This window comes from Klebsiella sp. 141198 (assembly GCF_050600785.1).
Taxonomy (GTDB): Bacteria; Pseudomonadota; Gammaproteobacteria; order Enterobacterales; family Enterobacteriaceae; genus Klebsiella; species Klebsiella aerogenes.
In genome coordinates this window covers 351,254-369,558 of record NZ_JAQIRM010000003.1, presented here as the reverse complement: position 1 = coordinate 369,558, position 18,305 = coordinate 351,254, and the positions used below count along the sequence as shown (strand labels likewise).

14 protein-coding genes are annotated in these 18,305 nt (G+C 57.5%); 3 read left to right on the top strand and 11 right to left on the bottom strand.

The features are described from left to right. Window positions 1-5: 5 nt before the first annotated feature. Together PGR10_RS11650 and PGR10_RS11645 are read right to left on the bottom strand one after the other, a co-directional pair. The gene (locus tag PGR10_RS11650) at window positions 6-1,667 is read right to left on the bottom strand and encodes an acyl-CoA synthetase FdrA (RefSeq protein WP_430923500.1); all 1,662 of its coding nucleotides are present in this window, start codon (window positions 1,665-1,667) and stop codon (window positions 6-8) included. 13 nt (window positions 1,668-1,680) lie between these two features. Continuing rightward, window positions 1,681-2,904: an MFS transporter gene (locus PGR10_RS11645; RefSeq protein ID WP_047044047.1), complete on the bottom strand. Its 1,224-nt coding sequence runs from the start codon at window positions 2,902-2,904 to the stop codon at window positions 1,681-1,683. Between the two features lie 327 nt (window positions 2,905-3,231). Between PGR10_RS11645 and PGR10_RS11640 the strand changes: the two genes are divergently transcribed. Continuing rightward, window positions 3,232-4,134, top strand: coding sequence for a carbamate kinase (locus PGR10_RS11640; protein ID WP_430923499.1), 903 nt, complete (start codon window positions 3,232-3,234; stop codon window positions 4,132-4,134). 85 nt (window positions 4,135-4,219) lie between these two features. On the opposite strand, the gene fbaA is transcribed toward PGR10_RS11640, so the two are convergent. The 4 genes from fbaA to tkt all read right to left on the bottom strand — a co-directional run bounded on the left by fbaA (window position 4,220) and on the right by tkt (window position 10,021). Next, on the bottom strand, window positions 4,220-5,299 hold the full coding sequence (gene fbaA / locus PGR10_RS11635; RefSeq protein WP_004144748.1) for a class II fructose-bisphosphate aldolase: 1,080 nt from the start codon (window positions 5,297-5,299) through the stop codon (window positions 4,220-4,222). A 110-nt stretch (window positions 5,300-5,409) separates the two neighbouring features. Then, complete coding sequence (gene pgk / locus PGR10_RS11630) at window positions 5,410-6,573, bottom strand: phosphoglycerate kinase (RefSeq protein WP_087859766.1); 1,164 nt, start codon at window positions 6,571-6,573, stop codon at window positions 5,410-5,412. Window positions 6,574-6,624: 51 nt separating this feature from the next. Then, window positions 6,625-7,644: an erythrose-4-phosphate dehydrogenase gene (gene epd, locus PGR10_RS11625; RefSeq protein WP_015369761.1), complete on the bottom strand. Its 1,020-nt coding sequence runs from the start codon at window positions 7,642-7,644 to the stop codon at window positions 6,625-6,627. Between the two features lie 385 nt (window positions 7,645-8,029). Continuing rightward, a complete protein-coding gene (tkt, locus tag PGR10_RS11620) occupies window positions 8,030-10,021 on the bottom strand; it encodes a transketolase (protein ID WP_213793561.1) in 1,992 nt (663 codons plus the stop codon). Window positions 10,022-10,300: 279 nt separating this feature from the next. Between tkt and PGR10_RS11615 the strand changes: the two genes are divergently transcribed. Beyond that, the gene (locus PGR10_RS11615) at window positions 10,301-11,059 is read left to right on the top strand and encodes a M48 family metallopeptidase (RefSeq protein WP_015703437.1); all 759 of its coding nucleotides are present in this window, start codon (window positions 10,301-10,303) and stop codon (window positions 11,057-11,059) included. A gap of 377 nt (window positions 11,060-11,436) precedes the next feature. Next, window positions 11,437-12,705 (top strand): OprD family outer membrane porin, encoded by a 1,269-nt coding sequence (locus PGR10_RS11610; protein ID WP_430923498.1) that lies wholly within the window; start codon window positions 11,437-11,439, stop codon window positions 12,703-12,705. A gap of 136 nt (window positions 12,706-12,841) precedes the next feature. On the opposite strand, the gene PGR10_RS11605 is transcribed toward PGR10_RS11610, so the two are convergent. From PGR10_RS11605 to PGR10_RS11585, 5 genes are read right to left on the bottom strand one after another with little or no spacing between them, the layout of a single operon-like run. After that, the gene (locus tag PGR10_RS11605) at window positions 12,842-14,482 is read right to left on the bottom strand and encodes a thiamine pyrophosphate-binding protein (protein ID WP_430923497.1); all 1,641 of its coding nucleotides are present in this window, start codon (window positions 14,480-14,482) and stop codon (window positions 12,842-12,844) included. A gap of 13 nt (window positions 14,483-14,495) precedes the next feature. Further along, window positions 14,496-15,965: an aldehyde dehydrogenase gene (locus PGR10_RS11600; RefSeq protein WP_430923496.1), complete on the bottom strand. Its 1,470-nt coding sequence runs from the start codon at window positions 15,963-15,965 to the stop codon at window positions 14,496-14,498. A 15-nt stretch (window positions 15,966-15,980) separates the two neighbouring features. Beyond that, window positions 15,981-16,745 carry an aspartate dehydrogenase gene (locus tag PGR10_RS11595; protein ID WP_087859770.1) on the bottom strand — a complete coding sequence of 255 codons (765 nt, stop codon included), beginning with the start codon at window positions 16,743-16,745 and terminating at the stop codon, window positions 15,981-15,983. 9 nt (window positions 16,746-16,754) lie between these two features. Beyond that, the gene (locus PGR10_RS11590) at window positions 16,755-17,549 is read right to left on the bottom strand and encodes an SDR family oxidoreductase (protein ID WP_015703442.1); all 795 of its coding nucleotides are present in this window, start codon (window positions 17,547-17,549) and stop codon (window positions 16,755-16,757) included. Then, window positions 17,533-18,303: an alpha/beta fold hydrolase gene (locus tag PGR10_RS11585; protein ID WP_316424735.1), complete on the bottom strand. Its 771-nt coding sequence runs from the start codon at window positions 18,301-18,303 to the stop codon at window positions 17,533-17,535. The genes PGR10_RS11590 and PGR10_RS11585 overlap by 17 nt, the downstream gene beginning before the upstream one ends. Window positions 18,304-18,305: the final 2 nt, after the last annotated feature.

Below are 18,305 nucleotides of genomic sequence, written 5' to 3'. Positions count from 1 at the left end.
TGAACTTAATGTAACTGCTTGAGTAAACTGGCGAGACGAGCGTTACCGCCGGCAACGGGCGCCCACTGATAATGCACCACCGGCGTACCGCTGCTTTGTAGATCCAGCGCGAAGCTGCGCAACCCGGCATTAATGACCTGCACGCCGTCGAGCAGCGGGTTATGCGCTGTCGATTCGCTCTGCGGCTGATGCTGCGTCAGGCTAACCGCCAGTAGCGTCGCCTCTTCGAGGGTTTCGACCACCGCAACCCCGGCATCGCGCAGGATGGCTATCTGCTCGCTACGGCCCTGCGGGTCGGCATCGGTGCCGGTCATGGTGGCGATGACCACCAACGGCGCGGCACGTTTACGCCGGACCTGCTCGATGGCCTCAACCACCGCCCCGGCCGGATCGGCGCAGGCGCCATAGCCCAACACCACATCCAGCAACAGCACGCCAACTTCCGGCATTGCCGCCAGCTTCTCAATTTCAATGCTACGGGTGGTTGGGTCGATCATCGGATGCGGTCTGCCGAGGGTGTAACTATCGTCGCCAAGGTCGACAATGCGATGCCCGCCGGCTTCCAGCATCACGCCCTCGGCGTGGCTGTCGCTGACCGGCACTTCCAGATGATCGGAGAGCAGCATCGCGGCCTCGGCGGCAAGGGTACCGCCAGCGTACAGGCCATAAATCCCCTTGCCTGCAACCTGCGGCTGGCTCTGCCGCTGTTGCGCTACCCGCATCAGCAGTACCGCCAGCTGCGCGGCGTCCGCCAGCGAGTTCGCCAGCCAGACGTTGCCCTCGCGGCGCTGCTCGGCACGGCTGCCGAGGAACAGCGCCACCACCGGTTTATTCTGTTTTTGCATGGCGGCAATGATGCGGGCACGCACCTGTGGCGAAGGCGGTTTGGAGACAAAAGCGATAACCTGCGTCGCGCTATCGGCCGCCAGCATCTCCAGCGCGGTCAGGGCGCTGATACCGCCGACTTCGGCACTGAGATCGCGCCCGCCAAGGCCGATGGCGTGGCTAATTCCCTGTTGATGCAGCGCCACCTGCGAGGTGATTTCCTGGATCCCGGTCCCCGATGCGCCGATGACGCCAATTCCGCCCTGCGGTAAAACGTTGGCAAAGGCCAGTGGACTGCCGGCGATCATTGCCGTTCCGCAATCCGGTCCCATCACAATGAGCCCCTTCTCGCGAGCCAGCGTTTTCAGTTCAACTTCTTGCTCCAACGGGACGTTATCGGAAAACAGCATCACGCTCTTATTGGCTAACAATCCCTCTTTCGCCACCCTGGCGGCGTACTCCCCTGCCACCGAAACCAGCAACAGATTCGCGTCCGGTAATTTCTGGCAGGCGCTCTCCCAGCGCCGCGCCTTGACCAGCTGCGTTGAGCTGCCTGATGCATTAGCGATAGCGCTCAGCTCTTTCTCTAACTGTTCACGGATTAAATCGAGAATTTCCGGCTGCGCTTCCTGCGTGCGAACTGCGACACAAATATCGTTGGGCGTCGCCTCGGCGAAATCCGGATGCCAGAATCCGGTCGACTCCAGCATCGATTTATTCGCCGGGGTGCCCATCATGACCGAAACCTGATCCACTTCCGGGCGTTCACTTAATTTTCGGGAAATAATCATCAGGCTTACGGAATCCTGAAAGCTTCCCTTTTTAATAAAAGCGTAAATCATTACCGCTACCTCTTTATGTGCGTTTTTCTTTTAAAAACAGCATAGCGACCAGACCAATGACCAGCAGCGCCGCGGAAACATAAAAACTCGAAGCCAGACTGCCGGTAATATCGCGCGCCGCCCCTGCAATAATTGGCGCCAGAATCGATGAGCTCATCCCGATAAAATTAAATAAACCAAACGCGGTGCTGTAATTGGTTTCATCGACGCTATCGGCGACCAGCGCCACCAGCACCGGATCCAGCGCCAGTTTGCCAACCAGGCCATACACGCACAGCGCCACGATGACGCCGGTCATGCTCGGCATCCAAATAATGGAAAGCATGCTGGCAATCGCCACCGGCACGAGGAATAAAATTAACGGTTTGCGGCGGCCTAATTTATCCGAGAGCCCTGAGAACAACAGCGCGCCGGGAATAGAGATCCACGCGACCAGCGACGAAATAAATCCGGTTTCGCTACCGGCAATACCGCGCTCGTTTTGCAGATAATAAGGAAGCCAGGTCAGAATAACGAAGAAACCAAACAGGCTGCAGAACACCATAATATAGGTCAGAATTAAATTACGATTCTTCAACAGATCGCTAAATTTACCTTTTTGTACCGGTTTGCCCTCAGCGTCGGCGGTGCGCTTTTTCTCTTTCACGAATAGCCAGATAGCAATCCCTACCAGCACCGAAGGTATCGCCATGGCATAAAACGGCATCCGCCACGAGTAACCCTGGTCATAGACCAGCCAGCTGGAGGTCATCAGACCCAGCGCGATGCCAAAGGCCATTCCGCTATTGATAATCGCGCTGCCCAGCGAGCGGAATTTTTTCGGGATCTGCTCGGAAGACAAGCCGTACTGCGGGCCATAATATGTCCCCTCGCCTGCGCCGGTGACCACGCGGGCAAACAGCAGCATATACCAGCTTTTTACCCAGCCGGTGACCGCGGTAAAAACGCCAAACAGAATAAACCCAGGCACCAGCACTTTTTTCTTACCGATTTTGTCCCCGAGGATCCCTGCCGGCACCTGTAGCAATGCATAAGAAAAATAGAATACGGAGTTGAGTACTCCTAATTGCGTTCCGCTTAAACCAAACTCTTTTTCCAGCTCACCCATCACCGGATTTAAAACCGTGCGATCGGCATACATAAATACCCAACCTAACCAGAAAAGAAATACCGTGACCCACCAGGCGGGTATTCCTTTTCTTTTGGTCACCTCGGTTACCTCATACGTTCCTGACATAAGCTATCTCCCGGCAATATTCACCTCAGGCCATCCCAGAGGATGGGTGAAGGATTGATGTTTTAACTCCGCTAACCATATCGGGGTAACCATGTATTTCATTTGAACAAAGTCACACAAAATCCATTGTTTTAAATTCCTAAAGACTGCTGACGAAATTATTAAAAAAAATCTAATAATCATCTTTAAAAACATTTAAATAAAACCAGCGAATATAATATTTATTAGCGAGATATTTTTTACTCTCGATAAAGTGGCGATCTCATCACATTACCTGGCCGCTAAAACGATATTTTTAGCGCACTTCTATAATTCAATGAGGTCATCATGAAAAAGAAAATCGTTATTGCGCTGGGTGGTAACGCACTGCTGCAGCGCGGAGAAGTGCTCAGCGCGGAAAATCAGCAGCGCAGCATTCAACTTTTTGCCCGGATGGCGGCGGAATTAGCCCGCGATTACCAACTGGTGATCGTGCACGGTAATGGCCCGCAGGTAGGATTGCTGGCGCTGCAAAACGCCGCCTATCAGGAATCTCCCGCCTGGCCGCTGGATATTCTGGTCGCGGAAAGTCAGGGGATGATAGGCTTCGCTATCGCTCAGGAACTGATGCAGTACGCCGGTGCGCCGGTCAGCACCCTGATGACGCGCGTAGAGGTGGCGGCAAATGATGACGCTTTCGCGGCGCCGGGGAAATATATTGGCCCGGTTTATCAGCCGCAGCAGCAGGCGGAGCTGGAAAAACGCTATGGTTGGCAGATGAAAGCGGATGGCGACTATATCCGTCGGGTGGTCCCTTCCCCCAGGCCGCTAAATATTGTTGATAGCGCGGCCATTCAGACGCTGATGGATGCCGGTCATCTGGTGATTTGCTGCGGCGGCGGCGGGATCCCGGTGGTTGCCGATACGCACGGTTACCGGGGAGTCGAAGCGGTTATCGATAAAGATTTGACGGCGGCGGCGCTTGCCAGCGCCATTCATGCCGACCACCTGCTGATACTGACGGATGCCGATGCGGTCTATGTTGATTGGGGGACGCCGCAGGCTCGCCCGTTACGTCAGGTCACCATTGCGACGCTCGCGCCGTTTGCCGCGCCGGACGGCGCAATGGGGCCGAAGGCGGAAGCGGTCATTCAGTTTGTCAAACAGACCGGAAATAACGCCTTTATCGGCGCGTTAAAGGATGCGCCACAGATATTAGCCGGGGAAAAAGGCACCTGCGTAAGTCGCTAAAAAAAAGGCTTCCCGCAGGAAGCCTTTTTTATGCCGGTAATGAAAGGAAACGCCGTTTCCCTTCGTTAGCTCGCAGCAAGCGAAATTACAGAACGTCGATCGCGTTCAGCTCTTTGAATGCCTGCTCCAGACGAGTCACCATAGAGGTCTGAGCGGCACGCAGCCATACGCGCGGATCGTAGTATTTCTTGTTCGGCTGGTCTTCGCCTTTCGGGTTGCCCAGCTGGCCCTGCAGGTAAGCTTCGTTCGCTTTGTAGTACTGCAGGATACCGTCCCAGGTCGCCCATTGGGTGTCGGTATCGATGTTCATTTTGACAACGCCGTAGCTGACGGAGTCTTTGATTTCCTGAGCGGAAGAACCGGAACCGCCGTGGAATACGAAGTTCAGGCTGTTGTGCGGCAGGTTGTGTTTCTTAGAAACATATTCCTGAGAGTCGCGCAGGATAGTCGGGGTCAGAACTACGTTACCCGGCTTGTAAACGCCGTGTACGTTACCGAAGGAAGCGGCGATGGTGAAGCGCGGGCTGATTTTGCTCAGCTCGGTGTACGCGTAATCAACGTCTTCCGGCTGGGTGTACAGTGCGGAAGCGTCCATGTGGCTGTTGTCCACGCCGTCTTCTTCACCGCCGGTGCAGCCCAGTTCGATTTCCAGAGTCATGCCCATTTTGGCCATACGAGCCAGGTACTTAGAGCAGATCTCGATGTTTTCGTGCAGGGACTCTTCAGACAGGTCGATCATGTGGGAAGAGAACAGCGGTTTGCCGGTGGCAGCAAAGTGTTTTTCACCCGCGTCCAGCAGGCCGTCAATCCACGGCAGCAGTTTCTTCGCGCAGTGGTCAGTGTGCAGGATAACCGGCACGCCGTAATGTTCAGCCATCTGGTGAACGTGATGCGCGCCAGAGATAGCGCCGAGGATAGCAGCACCCTGCGGAACGTCAGTTTTCACGCCTTTGCCCGCGATGAACGCAGCGCCGCCGTTAGAGAACTGAACGATAACCGGAGAACGAACTTTCGCAGCAGCTTCCAGAACGGCGTTGATGGAGTCAGTACCCACGCAGTTTACCGCTGGCAGAGCAAAGTTGTTTTCTTTAGCTACCTGGAACACTTTCTGAACGTCGTCGCCAGTGATGACGCCCGGTTTTACGAAATCAAAAATTTTAGACATGTTACTTAGTCCTGTATCTGTATCTTCGACCGTTGAAGAAGGTTCGCGAGCTGTACAAAATTGTACGTTAGCGCGCTGAAAAACAGGCGGGTTTCCCCGCCTGAACTAAATTACTGCTTAGCGCGCTCTTCGAGCATTGCTACTGCCGGCAGAACTTTGCCTTCCACGAATTCGAGGAATGCGCCGCCGCCAGTGGAGATGTAGGAGATTTTGTCAGCGATGCCGAACAGGTCAATCGCCGCCAGGGTGTCACCGCCGCCTGCGATAGAGAAACCTTCGCTGTCTGCGATAGCATTAGCGACAATTTCAGTACCTTTACGGAAGTTCGGGAATTCGAATACGCCAACCGGGCCATTCCACAGGATGGTTTTGGCATTTTTCAGGATATCAGCCAGTTTCTGAGCGGAAACGTCGCCGAGGTCCAGAATCTGCTCGTCATCTTTGATGTCGTTAACGGATTTCAGGGTCGCGGTGGCGGTTTCAGAGAACTCGGTAGCGACGCGAACGTCAGTCGGAACCGGGATATCGCAGGTGCTCAGCAGGCGCTTAGCTTCGTCAACCAGGTCCGCTTCGTACAGGGATTTACCAACGTTGTGGCCTTGAGCGGCAACGAAGGTGTTAGCGATACCGCCGCCAACGATCAGCTGGTCAGCGATTTTGGACAGAGAGTCGAGAACGGTCAGTTTGGTGGAAACTTTAGAACCGCCAACGATAGCAACCATCGGACGAGCCGGCTCTTTCAGCGCTTTACCCAGCGCGTCGAGTTCAGCGGCCAGCAGCGGGCCTGCGCAAGCGACATCGGCGAATTTACCGATACCGTGGGTGGAAGCCTGCGCGCGGTGCGCGGTACCGAAAGCGTCCATGACGAATACGTCGCACAGCGCAGCGTATTTCTTAGACAGTTCTTCGTCGTCTTTTTTCTCGCCTTTGTTGAAGCGAACGTTTTCCAGAACCACCAGTTCACCGGCAGCAACGTCAACGCCATCCAGGTAATCTTTAACCAGACGAACCGGGTTAGACAGTTTGTCTTTCAGGTAATTAACAACCGGCAACAGAGAGAATTCTTCGTTGTACTCGCCTTCGGTCGGACGACCCAGGTGAGAAGTAACCATTACTTTAGCACCCTGTTTCAGTGCCAGTTCGATGGTCGGCAGGGAGGCGCGGATACGCGCGTCGCTGGTCACTTTGCCATCTTTAACCGGTACGTTCAGATCAGCACGGATGAAAACGCGTTTACCTGCCAGATCCAAATCGGTCATCTTAATTACAGACATGGTGAATCCTCTCGTTGATTCTTGATAAAGTTTTGCAAGCGCCGCAGCGCCTTACCTGAAACCTTGCGCAGCCATCGCTAACGTCGTGTCGAGCATTCGGTTAGCAAAGCCCCATTCGTTATCGCACCAGACCAACGTTTTGATCAGATGCGCGCCACTGACCCTGGTTTGCGTACCATCAACGATGGCGCTGTGCGGGTCGTGGTTAAAATCTGTCGAGACCAACGGTAATTCCGTATAGTCAACTATACCATGAAATGCTCCCTGTGCTGCTTTTTGCAGCAACTGGTTGACTTCACAGGCCTTTACCGGTTTTTTCACCGTCACGCTCAGGTCTATTGCGGTGACGTTAATCGTCGGTACACGTACCGCGATCGCCTCAAAACGGTCGTTAAACTGCGGGAAAATACGGGTGATCCCCGCCGCAAGTTTAGTATCAACCGGAATAATTGACTGGCTGGCCGCACGGGTGCGCCGCAGATCCGGATGATAGGCATCGATCACCTGCTGGTCGTGCATCGCGGAGTGGATTGTCGTGACCGTTCCTGACTCAATGCCGTAGGCATCATCTAGCAGTTTAATGACCGGAATAATGCAGTTGGTCGTGCAGGAGGCGTTGGAGACAATGCGGTGCTCCGCGCGCAGTTCATCATGGTTGACGCCGAAGACTACCGTTGCGTCGAGATCGTTGCCGCCAGGATGTGAAAAGAGCACCTTCTTCGCGCCAGCCTGAAGATGGGCTTCGCCATGTTCACGGCTACCGTATACGCCGGTACAGTCCAGCACCACATCCACCGCCAGCTCCTGCCAGGGCAGCGCGGCGATAGAAGGCTCATGCAGTAGACGAATGACGTCATCGCCGACATACAGCTGTTCCCGCTCCTGGCGAACATCCCAGGAAAAACGGCCATGGCTGGTGTCGTACTTCAATAAATGCGCGATGCCTGCGGCATCCGCCAGTTCATTGATCGCCACCACGGTGATTTCCGCACGACGCCCGGATTCATACAAAGCGCGAACCACGTTGCGTCCTATGCGACCGAAGCCATTAATCGCGATGCGTATGGTCATAGGTCTCCTGCAAGGTTATCCCTGATTTGAGGTGGCTGACAGAGTAATCCAGCAACGCCTTTAGGGGAACCTTACCTGTCGCAAACTGCGACTGATTGATTAATTGTCGAACATTTATACGACTGAAACGCTTCAGCTAGAATAAGCCAAAGTCGGAATAAAAGGAATGTTTGTCCAGAGCAATAAACCAGCTATATGACTTGCGTCACATTTTCTTTGGAATAATTTACAGGGTAGTTACATGTTCGAGGAATAGTGCCTACAAAAAAACCGGGTGGCGAGATAAAAGCAAAACGGTAACCCAGGGGTTACCGTTTTTGGTGTTCACACCCTCTCCTGTGGGAGAGGGTTGAGGTGCGGGCATCAGCCCGCACCGTACCAGCGATTACAGCAGTGCTTTCGCTTTGGCAACAACGTTGTCAACGGTGAAGCCAAACTCTTCAAACAGCTGCTCAGCCGGCGCAGACTCACCGAAGGTGGTCATGCCAACGATGGCGCCGTTCAGGCCAACGTATTTGAACCAGTAGTCCGCGATACCGGCTTCTACCGCTACGCGGGCAGAAACGGCTTTCGGCAGTACGGATTCACGATAGGCCGCATCCTGCTTGTCGAACGCGTCGGTGGACGGCATGGAGACCACGCGCGCCTTCACGCCTTCGGCGGTCAGTTTGTCCCACGCGGCAACCGCCAGTTCCACTTCTGAACCGGTGGCGATGAAGATCAGTTCCGGCTGGCCGGCGCAATCTTTCAGCACATAACCGCCGCGGGCCACATTTGCCAGCTGCTCTTCGGTACGCTCCTGCTGCGCCAGGTTCTGACGGGAGAGGATCAGCGCGGTCGGGCCGTCCTGACGCTCTACGCCATATTTCCACGCAATCGCGGATTCAACCTGGTCACACGGACGCCAGGTGGACATGTTCGGCGTGACGCGCAGGGAAGCCACCTGCTCTACCGGCTGGTGAGTCGGGCCATCTTCGCCCAGACCGATGGAGTCATGGGTGTAGACCATCACCTGACGCTGTTTCATCAGCGCCGCCATACGTACCGCGTTACGCGCATACTCGACGAACATCAGGAAGGTAGAGGTGTACGGCAGGAAACCGCCGTGCAGCGCGATACCGTTGGCAATCGCGGTCATACCGAATTCACGTACGCCGTAATGGATGTAGTTACCGGCGGTGTCTTCGTTGATCGGCTTAGAGCCAGACCACAGAGTCAGGTTGGACGGCGCCAGGTCAGCAGAACCGCCGAGGAATTCCGGCAGCAGCGGGCCAAACGCTTCAATGGCGTTCTGCGATGCTTTACGGCTGGCGATCTTCGCCGGGTTCGCCTGCAGCTTAGCGATGAACTCGTTAGCTTTCGCGTCGAAGTCAGACGGCATTTCGCCTTTCATACGACGGGTGAATTCGGCTGCTTCCTGCGGGAAGGCTTTGGCGTAGGCGGCAAACTTCTCATTCCACGCGGCTTCTTTCGCCTGGCCGGCTTCTTTCGCATCCCACTGCGCATAGATGTCAGACGGGATTTCAAACGGAGCGTATTTCCAGCCCAGCGCTTCGCGGGTCAGTGCGATTTCCGCGTCGCCCAGCGGCGCGCCGTGGGAATCATGGGTGCCTGCTTTGTTCGGCGAACCGAAGCCGATGATGGTTTTGCACATCAGCAGGGACGGTTTGTCGGTGACCGCGCGCGCTTCTTCTACCGCGCGTTTGATGGCGTCAGCGTCGTGACCGTCAACGCCGCGCACCACGTGCCAGCCGTAGGCTTCAAAGCGTTTCGCGGTATCGTCGGTGAACCAGCCTTCAACGTGGCCATCGATGGAGATGCCGTTGTCATCATAGAACGCCACCAGTTTACCCAGTTTCAGGGTACCAGCCAGGGAGCACACTTCGTGAGAAATGCCTTCCATCATGCAGCCGTCGCCCATGAAGGCGTAGGTGAAGTGATCAACGATGTCGTGCCCTGGACGGTTAAACTGCGCCGCCAGCGTTTTTTCCGCGATAGCCATACCGACTGCGTTAGCGATACCCTGACCCAGCGGGCCGGTGGTGGTTTCCACGCCTGCGGTGTAGCCGACTTCCGGGTGGCCCGGAGTCTTAGAGTGCAGCTGACGGAAGTTTTTCAGTTCTTCAATCGGCAGATCATAACCGGTGAGGTGCAGCAGGCTGTAAATCAGCATGGAGCCGTGGCCGTTGGACAGCACGAAACGGTCGCGGTCGGCCCAGGACGGGTTCTGCGGGTTATGGTTCAGGAAATCACGCCACAGGACTTCGGCAATGTCAGCCATGCCCATCGGGGCGCCAGGGTGGCCGGATTTGGCTTTCTGTACAGCGTCCATGCTCAGCGCACGAATAGCGTTGGCAAGCTCTTTACGTGAGGACATTTTGACTCCAGTTCGGATGTTATAAGGCCATGCCCTTAACGACTTGACGAGAGCGCGTTTTGGGCTACGCCGGAAAAAAGTGTGAACAATGTAACCCAAGCGACAAAGCATGTACATGGAGCATCCTTTTGCCCATTAAGAAATCTCTGGAACACGTTGTGCTGCCGCGGAATCCACTCGCCCGGATCATGAGATACTATTTATACTTTGCACAGGACGAGGCGGGTCCGTCGTCGCCCATTATTCAGATAAAAAACCATAAGATTGTGGAAGATAAAAATGAAAATTCGCTCAACCCTTCTTGCCTTCGGGATCGCAGCAACATTAACCGGATGTCAGAACATGGACTCCAACGCCCTGCTGAGCTCGGGCGCGGAAGCATTCCAGGCCTACTCTCTTAGCGACGAACAGGTAAAAACCTTAAGCGACCAGGCGTGTAAAGAGATGGACGCCAAAGCTACTATTTCTCCGGCCAGCAGCGAGTACAGCAAACGCCTGAGCAAGATTGCCGCCGCGCTGGGCGATAACATCAACGGCCAGCCGGTCAACTACAAGGTTTATGAAACAAAAGACGTCAACGCCTTCGCGATGGCCAACGGCTGCATCCGCGTTTACAGCGGCCTGATGGACCTGATGAACGATAACGAAGTAGAAGCGGTTATCGGCCACGAAATGGGCCACGTTGCGTTGGGCCACGTGAAGAAAGGCATGCAGGTCGCGCTGGGCACTAACGCCGTGCGCGCGGCGGCGGCCTCCGCTGGCGGCATCGTCGGCAGCCTGTCTCAGTCGCAGCTGGGCGATCTCGGCGAAAAACTGGTGAACTCGCAGTTCTCCCAGCGCCAGGAGTCGGAAGCGGACGACTACTCTTACGACCTGCTGCGTAAACGCGGCATCAATCCATCGGGACTGGCCACCAGCTTCGAAAAACTGGCCAAGCTGGAAGCCGGCCGTCAGAGCTCCATGTTTGACGATCACCCGGCATCGGAAGCCCGCGCGCAGCATATTCGCGATCGCATGAAGGCCGACGGTATTAAATAAGCGACAGCGGGAGGCATTATTGCCTCCCTTTTTTATATACCCGTAAAAATATTTAGCCGCATCAATTGATAATTTAAGCGCACAAACCGTTAATTATTATCACAGCGCATCACAGCCAATTATTTTATGCCCGGCGATTCAGAAATATATTATTTGGTAAATTAAAAAGGCCACACACTATCTGGCTTCCAGAATCGTCTTTACCCGAATAATAAATAGTCCACCCCTTACTGCCTGGTACACGGCTCATGCGCCATACAGCCTGTTTCCGGCTGCAATAACTGCTCACACAATGATTGCTTTCGACATTATTTCAGGAGAATATCTGACTGGCAGTGATTCCCTTGAATATATCGACAGACAGAGAAGTGCCCTCAGTGAAAAAAGAATTACCATTAATCGCACTTGGCATTATTGCCGCCGCGCCGGCTTTCGCCAGCCAACAATCTACCAGTCAGGGCTTTATTGAAGACAGCCACCTGGATCTCTTTTTACGTAACGCTTATATCAAACGCGATTATCGCGATGGTTTGCCGGATAAAGCCGAATGGGGTCAGGGTATTATCGCTACCTTCGAATCCGGCTTCACCCAGGGACCGGTCGGCTTCGGCGTTGACGGCATTGCGCAGTACGCCGTGCGCCTCGACGGCGGTCGCGGCCGCAGCGGCGCGGGCGGTATCGACTTTTTCGCCCAGGATGATGATGGCCGCGCGAAGTCCGATTTAGCCAAATTCGGCGCTACCGCTAAAATGCGCTTCTCGAATACCGTACTCAGCTACGGCAGCCAGCGCCCGATGCTGCCTATCGTCTACGCCGATGACTCGCGGCTGCTGTACGAGAGCTATACCGGTACCATGCTGACCTCAAGAGAAATCGACGGTCTGGAAATTAACGCCGGTTATCTCACCGATCAGCAGCGCAAAAGCGACGATAGCCACAACAGCGGCCTGAAGAGCCTGACCTTTGGCGGCGCCAGCTATCAATTCAACGACCAGCTCAGCGGCGCGCTATACGCTACACACGTCGAGGACGTGCTGAATAAGCAGTATCTCGGCCTGAACTACAAGCAGCCGTTCGCCGCCGACCAGCAGTTGATTGTTGACTTCAATGGCTATAACTCGCGCTTAGATCAAGAATATGCCGACGCCAATGACACCGGGCGCAGCAACAGCATCTGGAGCCTGGCCGCCAGCTATATCTGGGATATTCATACCTTTAAAGTCGCTTACCAGCAAAGCAGCGGCAGCACCGGCTACCACTACGGTGGGTATCAGAATCAGGGCGGCGTCGGCGATGGCGGCAACACCATCTGGCTGGCTAACTCCTACTGGTCCGATTTTAACGGCGAGGATGAGCGTTCCTGGCAGGCCTCCTATGGCCTGGATTTTGCCGGACTGGGCGTACCGGGCCTGAGCTGGACCACCGCCTACGTTCGCGGCGATAACATTAAAACCGCCGAGACCAGCAACGGTAAAGAACACGAATGGTTCAACCAGGTACAGTACCAGGTGCAAAACGGCATGGCGAAAGATTTGAAATTGAGACTACGCTATTCGGTGCTGCGCGTTTCCAGCAACGCCAGCGACTATAACGTCAGCGGTAATGAGGTGCGGTTCTACGTCGAATATCCGTTTAACGTATTTTAACCGTGTAATGAACCCTCTCCTGCGGGCCGGCCCTCTCCCGGCGCGCAGGAGCAACCGTCCGGCGCCTTGATTAACCCCCTGTGCCGTGCGGTACCCTCTCCCCGGAAGGGAGAGGGTTGGGGTCACTGGATTATCATTAATACAGCGTCTTCTGCGGCGGGCCGGCAAAGCGCAGCGCGCCAATCTGGCCCATTTTCACTTCCACCACCGATGGCCCCGGCATCGCCAGCGCTTCGGTCATCACCGCCTGGAAATCCTCCGCCCGTTCCACGCTCCACGCCTGCAGGCCAATCGCCTGCGCCAACAGGGTAAAGTCCGGCGTGTGCAGCTCGTTGTAATACTGGCGGCCGCCGAAGTACTTATCCTGAATACCGCGCATCACGCCGTAGCCGCCATCGTTCATAATCAACAGCGTTACGTTGGCCTTCTCCTGCGCCAGGGTCGCCAGTTCGCCAAGGTTGAGGCTCAGGCCGCCGTCGCCGACCAGGCCGACCACTTTCCGTTGCGGATTGGCAATCGCGGTGCCCACCGCCATCGGTAGCCCCATACCGATGGCGCCGGCCAGAGAATGGATATTCATCAGCGGGCCGTGAGCGCGGAACAGGCGGCTGCCCCACAGGCTGCCGGAGACGGTAATATCGCGCACCAGAATGCCGTCATCGGGCAGCGCCTGCGCAATCGCGTCATTCAATTTAGCGTAAGCGCCGCACTGGTCGCGCAGCCCCTGCTCCGCCGCCTCTACCGCCGCTTTAAGCTGGCTATCCCAACGCGCATCGCCCCACATCCGGCCCTGCACCCGCGCTGCCAGCGCCGCTAATAGCGCCCGGCAGTCCGCCACCAGCGTGTTGTCCATCAGGTAGTTACGGCTGGCCGCCGCCGGGTCGATATCAATCTGCACCCGCGGCGTGGGCAGTTCCAACGTCCACGAGCGCGTTTCGTTACTGCGTAGCCGGGAACCAGCCACAAGTGTGAAATCACATTGTGAAATCAGCGCTTCAACCGCGGGAGAATTATGAAACGCGCGCAGGCTGGCGCGATGGCTGTCCGCCAGAATGCCGCGGCCGTGGGTACTGGAAATCACCGTCACCCCCGCATCCGCCAGCGTCTTCACCGCCTCGCCGCTCTCTAACGCGCCGCCGCCAAGCCACAGCAGCGGCTGCTTCGCCTGCTTAAGCTGCGCCCACAGCGTATCGACCAGCGACGCTTCCGGCTCAACCGCCGGAGCGCGTTTCAACGGCGCGGTCAGCAGTGAAAGCGGAATTTTGGCGCTCTGAATATCGATGGGGATTTCCACCGATACCGGGCCGCACGGCGGCGTTTGCGCCTCCTGAATCGCCTTATGCAGGATAGCCACCGCCTGGTTGGCGTTGCTAATGCGGTAAGCGCGCTTCGAACTGGCTTTCAGGAAGGTCAACTGATCGCGGGTTTCATGAATAAAACCGGTGTCGGCGTCCAGCCAGGCTTTTTCGACCTGTCCGGTCAGGTGTAGCAGCGGCGTACCGGCGTTCATCGCCTCAACCAGCGCGCCGACCGCATTACCCGCGCCCGCGCCGGTACTGGTCAGCGCCACGCCGAGCCCTGAAAAACGGCCGTGGGCGTCAGCCATGGTCACCGAGCCCGCTTCGCCGCGCGCCGGAACAAAGCGGATTTTTTCCCGCTGGCCGACGGCGTCGGCGATCGGCAGGTTATGGATAGAAATGACGCCATAAATGGCTTCAACGTGATACTGCTCCAGCGTTCTGGCGATGGCATCGCCGACGGTTATCATTTCGCTCATTGCTCACCCTTTCTCAGTCGCACCAGTGGTTGACGCTATTACCCGTCGCCAGATAAATGCTCTTTTGTTGCATCCAGGCTTTCAGCCCCTGGATCCCTTTTTCGCGGCCCAGACCGCTCTCTTTAAAGCCCCCAAACGGGGTCGAAATGGAGAAAACTTTGTAGGTATTGATCCACACCGTACCGGCTTCCAGTTGCTCGCTCAGACGCAGCGCGCGGCCGGTATCGCGCGTCCAGATCCCCGCCGCCAGCCCGAAGACCGAATCATTGGCCTCGCGGATCAGCGCCGCTTCATCGTGAAAACGCATTGCCACCAGCACCGGCCCGAAGATCTCTTCCTGGCAAACGCGGGCCTGATTGTTCAGCCCTTCAATGATGGTCGGCAGGAAATAGCTCCCCGCCGCCAGCGCCGGATCCGCCGGGATCTCGCCGCCGCATAGCACGCTGCCGCCTTCGCGTTTCGCCAGCTCGACGTACTCCAGCACGCTCTGGCGGTGTTTATCGTTGATCAGCGGCCCGACGTGGGTGCCAGCGCTGAACGGATGACCAATCCGCAGCCCTTGGGTTAACTCCAGCAGGCGGGCCATTAATTGCGGATACACTTTGTCATGAACAAACAGCCGCGAGCCGGCAATGCAGGCCTGACCGCCGGAGCTGAAAATGCCGTAGCAGATGCCCCGCGCCGCCTGTTCGATATCGGCATCTTCCAGCACGATGGTCGGCGATTTGCCGCCCAGCTCCAGCGACGCCGGGATCAGCTTTTCCGCCGCCACGTGCGCCAGGTGACGCCCGGTGGTAGTGCCGCCGGTAAAGGAAATTTTGCGCACCTTAGGATGGCGGGCCAGCGCATCGCCGATAATCGATCCTTTACCCGGCAGCACGCTCAGCAGTCCGGCGGGTAAACCGGCCTGCTCAAAGATCTTCGCCAGTTCCAGCGCCATGAGCGGCGTGGCTTCCGCCGGTTTGAGGATCACCGCATTTCCGGCGGCGATCGCCGGGGCCACCTTCTGCATTTCACTGGCGATCGGCGAGTTCCATGGGGTGATCGCCGCCACCACGCCCAGCGGCTCATAGCGGCTCAGGGTCAATAGATCCGCCTGCCGCGGCGTCGGCAGCTCGCCTTCAAGCAGTTCGCAGGCGGCGGCAAAATAGCGCGCCGTTCCCGCCGCGCTCATCACCAGCCCTCGCGCTTCCGCCAGCGGTTTACCGTTATCGCGGCTCTGCTTTTGGGTGAGCGCATCAAGCTGTGCTTCAATCAGATCGGCAACCTCATGCAAGATCTTCGCCCGCTGATGCGGCAGCATCGCCCGCCATGTAGGCTCCCGCCAGGCGCGGTCGGCGCAGTCGATCGCCTCCTGCAAATCATCGAGGCTTGCCGCATGCAGCGCCGCGTTAATAGCGCCCTCTGCCGGAAACAGGCTGTGCATTAAATTGCCGCCGCCGCGACGCCACTGGCCGCCGATAAAAATGTCTAATTCGTCCATCTCAGCCTCTCTGCGTTATGCCAGTTCACGGCAGGCGCGTACCGCGCTCAGTGCCGCGAGGGTCGATGTTTTCGGATTGCTGGCGAGCGGCAGGCCGCTCAGCTCCAGGTGAAACTCGCCGAACAGTCCTTCGGCGTGTAGCGTATGGGTGTTGCGTTGCGTCGCCGGATCGACCATCAGCTGTACCCGGGTCGCGTCAAGGCCGATACCGCCCAGCGCGATGGTTGCCGCCACGTTGGCATTTGCCGGGAATAGCCGCGCCGCCTCGCGGGCGCTGCCTTCAAAGAAAATTTGCGCTTCATTGACCGTGCTGAGGTCGATAAGCTGTTCGGCATAGCTGCCGCGCCAGCTGGCCGGGCTTTTACGCGACTGATAGGTCACTCGTTCAAGCCCCCCCTCTTTCGCCGCCGCCAGGCCGTCAATCCCGGCGACTGCGCCAGCCAGCAGCGTCAGCCTGCCGCCCGCCTGGCGTAAACGCTGTTCCAGTTCGCTGTCCGCCAGCGCGCCGGTGGAGATCACCGCCAGATGCCAGCCGCGCGCCAGCACCGCTTCGCCGTACTGCGCGACCGCCTGCTGGCTGGCGCATTCCAGCACCAGATCCGGCGTCTCTTCGCATTGCAGCGGATCGGTAAGCGGCGTCACCGTGTGGCCGAACTGCTGGCGGATCGCCGCATGATGCGATTCGCGGGCGACGATCCAACCCAACGTCACCTGCGGCGGCAGGCGTTCAATCACCGCCTGGGCCATCGCGCCATAGCCGATTAACATGACCTTTTTCATCATCTTTCCTTACAGATGGCGGCAGAAACCGCCGGAAACGTCCAGCGCCGCGCCGGTGGTAAAGGAGGCCAGCGGCGAAGCGAGGAACAGCAACGCCTGCGCCGGCTCCTGCGGCTTACCAAGACGCGCCATCGGGATCCCACGCTTACGGGCAATATCCGCGGTCCACTGCGGCCAACTCTGGCTCTTATCGCTGCGGTTTTCAAAACGGCGCTGCCACTGCCCGGATTCGACCATTCCCAGCAGGATGGAATTCACGCGGATGCCTTTCTCCACCAGCTCTTTCGACAGGGTCAGCGTCATATTGAGCAGCGCGGCACGGGCAGCAGAGGTGGCAATCATGTGCTCTTCCGGTTGCAGCGCCAGCAGCGAGTTCACGCAGGTAATCGAGGCGATATCCGACTGCTCAAGCTGCGGCTGGAAAGCCTTTACCGGGTTAATCACGCCGAACAGTTTCAGTTCAGCTTCGTGCAGCCAGGCCTCGCGCGGCGTATCGGCGAAGTGGGCGACATAACCCTGCCCGGCGTTATTAATCAGCATGTCGGCGCCGCCGAAACGCGCGGCGACCGCGTCAGCGAAGGCCTGAACTTCCGCTTCATTCAGTACGTCGCAGCGCCAGGAGAACACCTCGCCTTCTGGATATTCGTTTTGCAACGCCGCATGGGCGCTGGCCAGCCGATCCGGGTTGCGGCCGCAAAAGGCGACCTTCGCCCCTTCGCCCAGCAGCAGGCGCAGCGTTTCAAAGCCGATCCCTGACGAGCCGCCGGTGACTACCGCGACGCGTCCTTCAATTTGTGCATTCATCGCGCACCTCTTCCCCTATGCGTAAAAGCTGTTGATTAAAAAAGGTTTCGTTATCGAGATAGCTGGCATGTCCAGCCTGCGGGATGGCGATGTAAGGGGCGCCGTAACGCAGCGCCACTCCCTGCACCAGCTCCGGTTGGGTAATGGCATCCTGCTCGCCGCACCACACCGAGAGACGACCGCGATAGTCGGCGAGCCAGCGGTGGATGTCGTCATGCGCCAGCATCCAGGCGGCGGCGAGGTAACCTTCGCTACGCAGCCTGCGCATGCCTGCCGCCACCGTCGCCACATCGGCTTCGCGCGCGCCGGGGCGCAGCAGTTTTGCCGCCCGCCCCTGCGCCATCGCCTCGCCGCCCAGCGCCATCTGCTGTTGACGTCCCTGCCAGACTTTTTCCCGCTGCGCCGCCTCCGCCTGGCCGTATCCCTGCGCGACGTCGGCGAGTACCAGATAAAGCACCCGCTGCGGGTATTTCGCGGCGAAGGCGGCCGCCACCAGCGCGCCCAGCGAATGGCCGACCAGTATGGTTTGCTCTACTCCAGCGCGGTCCAGCATTCGCGCCAGCGCGTCGGCGTAATCACCAGCATCCGCCGGCGTTGCCGCCAGCATCGGGCTCTCGCCATAACCGGGCATATCCCAGGCCAGCACACGGTAGCCGGGAAGCGTCATCTGTTTATGCCAGGAGGCCGCGCCGGAACTGATGCCGTGCAGCAGCGTCAGCGGAATGCCGCTTCCTTGTTCACGAAAACCCGTCATCA